General features: G+C 48.0%; 4 protein-coding genes. 3 read left to right on the top strand and 1 reads right to left on the bottom strand.

The genetic code is table 11. From position 1 onward, the window contains the following. The first annotated feature begins 91 nt into the window (after positions 1 to 91). Positions 92 to 1,306 carry a multidrug effflux MFS transporter gene (locus tag ACNRUY_RS19235; protein WP_488113278.1) on the top strand — a complete coding sequence of 405 codons (1,215 nt, stop codon included), beginning with the start codon at positions 92 to 94 and terminating at the stop codon, positions 1,304 to 1,306. A 74-nt stretch (positions 1,307 to 1,380) separates the two neighbouring features. Then, on the top strand, positions 1,381 to 1,620 hold the full coding sequence (locus ACNRUY_RS19240; protein WP_488113279.1) for a hypothetical protein: 240 nt from the start codon (positions 1,381 to 1,383) through the stop codon (positions 1,618 to 1,620). Between the two features lie 7 nt (positions 1,621 to 1,627). Here the strand turns inward: ACNRUY_RS19240 and ACNRUY_RS19245 are convergent, their stop codons facing one another. Then, positions 1,628 to 3,880, bottom strand: a complete 2,253-nt coding sequence (locus tag ACNRUY_RS19245) for a YgiQ family radical SAM protein (protein WP_488113280.1) — start codon at positions 3,878 to 3,880, stop codon at positions 1,628 to 1,630. Between the two features lie 449 nt (positions 3,881 to 4,329). Here ACNRUY_RS19245 and ACNRUY_RS19250 point away from each other — a divergent pair, with 449 nt between their 5' ends. Further along, complete coding sequence (locus ACNRUY_RS19250) at positions 4,330 to 6,570, top strand: protein-tyrosine phosphatase family protein (protein WP_488113281.1); 2,241 nt, start codon at positions 4,330 to 4,332, stop codon at positions 6,568 to 6,570. Positions 6,571 to 6,762: the final 192 nt, after the last annotated feature.

Consider the following 6,762-nt stretch of genomic DNA (forward strand, 5'->3'; position numbering starts at 1 on the left):
AGCAATGTCCGTTCTGAGTACTTTACCGCCAGCCTCTTCTTCTGCGTCCAGGGTCAACCAGAAAACCTGCCCCCCCTTAAAGGGGTGAGCCATGGCAAACACCCTGAATCCTCCCCGCTCACTTCCGGTCATGCTGGCCATGCTGGTATCCATGACCCCCTTTGCCCTGAGCACCTACCTGCCCGCTTTTGTGGCTATTTCCGAAAGCTTTGGTACCAGCATCACCCAGGTTCAATTCTCGCTGACTCTTTTTCTGCTGGGCTTTGCTTTTGGACAACTTCTGGGAGGCCCGACCTCTGACGCCCTGGGGCGCCGCCCCGTGGCTCTGGCAGGCATCAGCACCTTCATAGCCGCCAGCGTATTGATCGCTTTCAGCCAGACCATTGAGCAACTGCTGGTGTTTCGATTTATCCAGGCACTGGGGGGAGGCTTCAGCATTGTCACAGCCTCAGCCATTGTCCGGGATCTTTATAACAAACAGGACAGTGCACGGATGCTATCCGCCATTGGCATTCTGGTGCTGATGGCCCCTCTTGCGGCTCCCGCTGCAGGTTCTCTGCTTCTGAATCTGTTTGGCTGGCGAAGTATTTTCTGGCTGCTGGTCACCTACAGCAGCACGTTGCTGATGGTTCTTTTTTTCCTGCTCCCTGAAACCCGCACAAGCCCAAAAGAACGATTCAATCCTCCAAAGGTGGTGCGTAACTACCTCCAGGTACTGAACCACCGCCGGGCACTGTGTTTTATTTTCACCCAGAGCTTCAGTAGCGGTATGCAGTTCTCTTTTCTCACCGCCTCCGCCTTTATTTATATGGAGTATTTTGGTGTCAGCTCAGAGCTATACCCATTGCTGTTTGCCGCCAATATTCTTTCCATGATGGTTTTTAACCGGGTGAACTATCAGCTGCTGAACCGGTGGCAGCCTGAGCTTATTCTGAAAACCGGCATCACGCTTCAGCTGGCAGCCAATGGTGCGTTACTGGTGTTCAGTCTGTCCAACCCCCAATTAACCGGGTTTATGCTGCTGGTGATGCTGGCCATCGGCACCCAGTCAATGATCTGGCCCAATGCCTCGGCCTGTACACTGTCCTATTTTCCCAAAAACAGCGGCTCCGCCACAGCCCTTACCGGTTCTCTCCGCTTTTTGATGGGAGCCAGCACCGGCAGCCTGATCAGCCTGTTGCATGATGGCACTCTGATGACCATTACCATTATGATGTTCTGCTGCAGCGGTTGCTCAATGCTGGCTTATCGACTGGCCATGGCGATCCCGGCACCCGAGATGCCCCGGGAGGCCAAAGGCCTTTGACGATCAACAATTCGCTTTCGCGCATTTCTCTGCTACGTTCAATGCTCACACAATAAGCAATAAAGGTATGCAGTATGAGCCTTGAGGCCAGAGTCCAATCCTTGGAGCATAAGCATGATGCACTTGATCATGCTTACAGTAATAACAACAAAATTCTTGAAGCCACTCATAGCGTTGTTTCTCTGATCCTCAAGGAGCAGCGAGACCTCAAGAAAGAAATAGTCGCTCTTAATGCTCGCTTCGATCAGCAGGACAAGCGTTCTGACAAAATAGAAGAAACGCTTATCCAGATCGTAAACCACCTGACAAAATAACAGGCTGCTAGCGGGAAGGCCGACGCCCCTGCCGTGATCCACCGGGCTTCTTTTTCCTTGAACCCGCTGACCGCTTGTCCCATTGCCCGCCACGGGCTTTCTGGAAAGACTCTTTTACTGTACCCGACTTTGATTTACCCGACGTGTTTGCTTTAAGGCGCTGCCCTGAACGACGCTGGGGTTCCTCCTCCGGAATTAATTGATGACGGCCACTGCCAATCAGGTCAGAACGGTTCATCTCTCTCAGAGCCTGCCGCAAAAAAGGCCAGTTTCTGGAATCATGGTAACGCAGAAAGGCTTTTTGCAGACGACGCTGCTCAAGGGTTCTCGGTGTATACAACCCAGGGCTTTTGTAGGTCACCTTCTTTAAAGGGTTCTTTCGGGCATGGTACATGGCCGTTGCCAGAGACATGGGGGAAGGATAGAAAGTCTGCACCTGATCCACCCGGAATTTGTGTTTCTTCAGCCACAGGGAAAGGTTCAGCATATCCTCATCTTCACAACCCGGATGGGCTGCAATGAAATAAGGAATCAAATACTGTTTTTTCCCGGCTTTTCGAGAGAAATGCTCAAACATTTTCTTAAAGGCATCGTAGGTTCCAATGCCGGGTTTCATCATCAGATCCAGAGTCCCCTTCTCAGTGTGCTCCGGTGCAATCTTCAGGTACCCCCCCACATGATGGGTTACCAGCTCCTCCACATACTCCGGATCCTCCACTGCCAGGTCGTATCGCAACCCCGAGGCAATGGCTATTTTTTTAATGCCCGGAAGCTGACGGGCCTTGCGATAAAGCTCTGTCGTCTGTTTGTGGGACGTCACCAGGTTTTTGCAGATCCCTGGAAAAACACAGGACAGACGGCGACAGCTGGACTGGATCTCCGGATCTTTGCAGTTAAGGTGATACATATTGGCTGTGGGTCCACCCAGATCCGATATCTGACCGGTAAAACCCGGTACCTTTTCCCGGATATCCTCCAGCTCTGCCAGCACCGACTCCTGGGAGCGACTCTGAATCACCCGCCCTTCATGTTCAGTAATTGAGCAAAAACTGCAACCGCCAAAACAGCCCCGCATGATATTGACCGAGGTTTTAATCATGTCGTAGGCCGGAATCTTCGCATCCCCATAAGCAGGGTGGGGCCTTCTCTGAAAGAACAGGCCAAACACCCCGTCCATTTCATCGGTTTCCAGGGGAATGGGCGGGGGATTCACCCAGAGCTCACGGTTGCCATGCTTCTGCACCAGCACCCGGGCATTATGGGGGTTGGACTCCTGATGGAGCACCCGGGAAGCATGGGCATAGAGTGATGGATCATTGCGCACCTTTTCAAAGGAAGGCAGGCGGATATAGGTGCTGTCCGGATCCAGGCTTTCACTGCGGTGCAATGGCATTGGAATAATCCGGAGCGGCTGAACAGCCTCTTCAGTTTCCAACTCCTGCTTATCCGACGAAGGCTTCTCAGAAGCATCACAGCTTTCTTCCTCCCTGTATTCATAGGGACTGGAGCCATAAGCTTCCTTCAGAGAATGGATATCCCGGGGCCAGTCAATCCGGGAGGAGTCAATTTCGGTCCACCCTCCAGGCATCCTTGACCTCAGGGTTACCGTTCCCCGGATATCCTGAATATCCGCTACCGGAACACCCGCCGCCAGCCGGTCTGCCACTTCCGCCATGGCCCGCTCGGCATTGCCGTACAACAGGATGTCCGCCGTGGCGTCCATCAGCACTGAACGGCGGACCTCATTACTCCAGTAATCGTACTGGGCAATCCGGCGCAGGCTGGCCTCAATTCCCCCCAGAACCACCGGGACATCACTATAGGCTTCCTTGCAACGCTGGCTGTAGACAATCACTGAACGATCAGGGCGCTTACCCGGCTCGGCATCCGGCGTATAGGCATCGTCATTTCGTACCTTCAAGTCCGCCGTATATCGATTGATCATGGAGTCCATATTGCCGGCGGTCACACCGTAGAAGAGATTGGGCTTGCCCAGCCGTTTGAAATCCTCTGCATTGCTCCAGTCGGGCTGGGCGATAATGCCCACCCGAAAGCCCTGGGACTCCAGAAAACGACCAATAACCGCCATCCCGAAACTGGGGTGATCCACATAGGCATCCCCCGTCACAATAATGACGTCACAGGAGTCCCAACCCAGTTCATCCATTTCCGCCCGGGTCATGGGCAGATAAGGAGCGGTGCCATAGCACTGCGCCCAGTACTTGGGGTAGGAGAACAGGTCAGGAGCGGTCTTTGGCATGACTGGACTTCAATGATGGAAAACCGGGTATTTTCACAGAAATCAACAAACAAGGGTAGCCCGATAAGCCTAATGAGCATCGGGTAAAACCGAGAGGCTTCCGGCATAAGGTAACGATCATGCTTTATACCATCGTCAACCTATCCAGCTGTTAACACTTCATAAACCTTCTGTAAATTAAGAAAACACCTTATAAAATGACAAATAATTTTCAATTCAAGCCACAAAGAAAAAAATGATAAAAACAGTGACAATAAAATATCATCCAGGGATATCCAATCTTAATGATCCGCTACATTTTAACAATGACCAATAAACAAAGACTGAATCAATCAGAAAAATTGGAAATATAACAGCACCAAGCTAGACAAAAAATAACCCGGAGACCAATAGCAATGATCCCTTTATCACCATCCAACTTACAATCCATATTAAACCAGGTTAACAGCATGCCTGATGACAATCAGGATGTCGGGATTACAAAAGATGGAAGAGTCGTTACTGGAACAGAACTCAATCGTACTCGAAAGAAAAGAATGACTGAAGTACTAAAAAAGATTGGTAAAGATCAGAATATCGAAACCAACTATGGATTTTTACACAAGCGAGGCATTTCCGCAATAAAAGCAAATGAAGTAAAACGAATCCTGACTCCTTCAGTAAGCCATCATCAGCCAACAGTCGACGACCCATCCCTAATACCAGACAAAGCCAGATCACGACTAATGGATGAAAGCGACAGAAGAATAGAAGCTAGAAAAGCCAAAGATAAATTTGAGTTAGATACGTTAAGTCCTTCTGAAAACCCAAGAACTAAAGTAATAGAAAAGTTTGACCAGCTTGTTAGCGAAAAAGACTGGCCAGCTATTTCCCGGCTATTATCCAGAATAACTGATATCGAAACATTGAATTTTCTTCAAGAACACTACAGCAATGCACCTTTCCCTAACGATACTTTTTTAGAATATATTGATGACCAAATAGAAGTCGTTACAGCTAGAACAACCCCTCTCACCAAAGAAACTACTCAATTGCATGGAAAAGTGCTCTTTGAGCAAATGAAAAAGGACTGCAAAACCCTCCACCAGAATGCAGGAGATAAAGTACCCCACAAAAAAGTCACGGGGGCCTGCAGGTACAAAGACGTGATCCCCCCTAAAGCAACGGCAATAAAAGACCCCTCCAACAAAGGTCAATTTTATCACGCTAACCGAGTGGGCGATAAACACATTGCGGCTCAAGGCCCCCTGCCAACTCCAGAGTCAATCTCAGCTCAGTGGAATATGCTTTATGAAACTAAGGCCTCAGCTCTTGTCAACCTGACAAATGACGATGATAGGGCTAAAAAAAGTGACCCTACAAAAGACGATTTGGCAGTCATCTATTGGCCAGCAAAAGGCGAGATGGAAGAGCATAATGGCTTAAAGGTCAGAACCCTTGAAGTAGAGCCAGATGTGGAATCAAACAGTGACTTGAGCGTATTCACGGTTGAACTGTCTAAAGAATCTGAACCACCCCACCGGATAAAAGTATTTCACTACACTGGCTGGCCTGACCATAAAATCCCTACCAACAGAGAAAACTTCAGGCACTTTATGCAACAACTAAGAAAAGTGGATGGAGTAAAAGTTGTTCATTGTAAAGCAGGAATGGGAAGAACCGGAACCGTGACGGAGCTTGACCTGCTTATGGATAAAATTCAGTCTAACCCGACCATAAAGCCAGAAAATCTTATAGAGACCACACAAAAACTTGTTATGTCAGGTCGTGCAGACCGTGGTAAAGCATTCGTTCAAGAATCATCTCAAATGGGACTTCTCCTTGAAGAAGGCCTTTTGGCTATTGACGAGAGGGATAATGCTTATGCCTTTGTTAAAAAGCCTAGAAAACAGTCAACCGGAACCGAGGAATTCAAACAAGATGATAGCCAGGGTATTTATCAAAACATTCCAGCTGATAAATCTCACTCCCAGGATCCAGAAGAGATACCTCCAAAATTACCTCCAAGAAGTAGGAGTGCATCAGAAAGCGATACCTACAGCCTAAAGTCAAATCCGTCTATTTCAAGGTCATCATCCAATGATTCAGTCTTTTCAACAGATTCAGACCGATCATCAGTAAGTAGCCATTCCGGTCCACGCTCAAGACATCAAAGCCAGGAAAGCCTGGTCTCTAATGACTCCGGAAATTATTCAGACAGGCAGTCTGACAATGAAAGTACAAATGAAGTTTTCCGGGATGACAACCCATACGAAATCACAGATTTCCCAGAGTTTAAACCCACCGCCGTTAAAGTTGAGACAGGGACAGAAGATCAGCGTCAAAAAGAAATTTTTATGAGAAAAGCAGCTAAAGGTCGGGACTGGTTCACAAAAGAAGGTGAACTTAAGTTATCTAAAGACGCATTTGAACAGGAACTCATGAAATTACCTGCTGGAGCATTAAGGGCTATAGCTCTTGTTGACTCACCTTTATCTGAAATAAATGGGTATGTATTCGGCATCCAAAACATGGCACAGAAGGCATTCTGTCATAAAGTATTGGAAGATTTAGTAGCTGAATACGGTTTAGCCCAGGTAAGTGCTAATTTTGCACAGGTTAAGTATTTTAAGCCATCACCTAAAGAAACTGCACAAACTAAAGACTCTAGACATGTTTACGCCCTTCAGTGGCTTAAAGCAAAGAGTTAGGTTGTTATAAAAAAGCCTGAAAGCCCTCTGAATGCCCCCTAGCATTCAGAGGGCTTTGGATTAAGCTGCATTAGTTCAGATCTGATCTGACAATTCCCTCTTCAAAAAAGGGAAGGGTTACCGATTTAGATAGAGGGTGAAATCACTGAAATCTAAATCGTAAAAAGGTAACCCTTATGATTCATACTAATC

It is taken from the genome of Endozoicomonas sp. Z74 (assembly GCF_057680865.1).

Coding starts and splice junctions, on each gene's coding strand:
- ACNRUY_RS19235 (WP_488113278.1), top strand. CDS start 92: ATGGCAAACACCCTGAATCCTCCCCGCTCACTTCCGGTCATGCTGGCC.
- ACNRUY_RS19240 (WP_488113279.1), top strand. CDS start 1,381: ATGAGCCTTGAGGCCAGAGTCCAATCCTTGGAGCATAAGCATGATGCA.
- ACNRUY_RS19245 (WP_488113280.1), bottom strand. CDS start 3,880: ATGCCAAAGACCGCTCCTGACCTGTTCTCCTACCCCAAGTACTGGGCG.
- ACNRUY_RS19250 (WP_488113281.1), top strand. CDS start 4,330: ATGCCTGATGACAATCAGGATGTCGGGATTACAAAAGATGGAAGAGTC.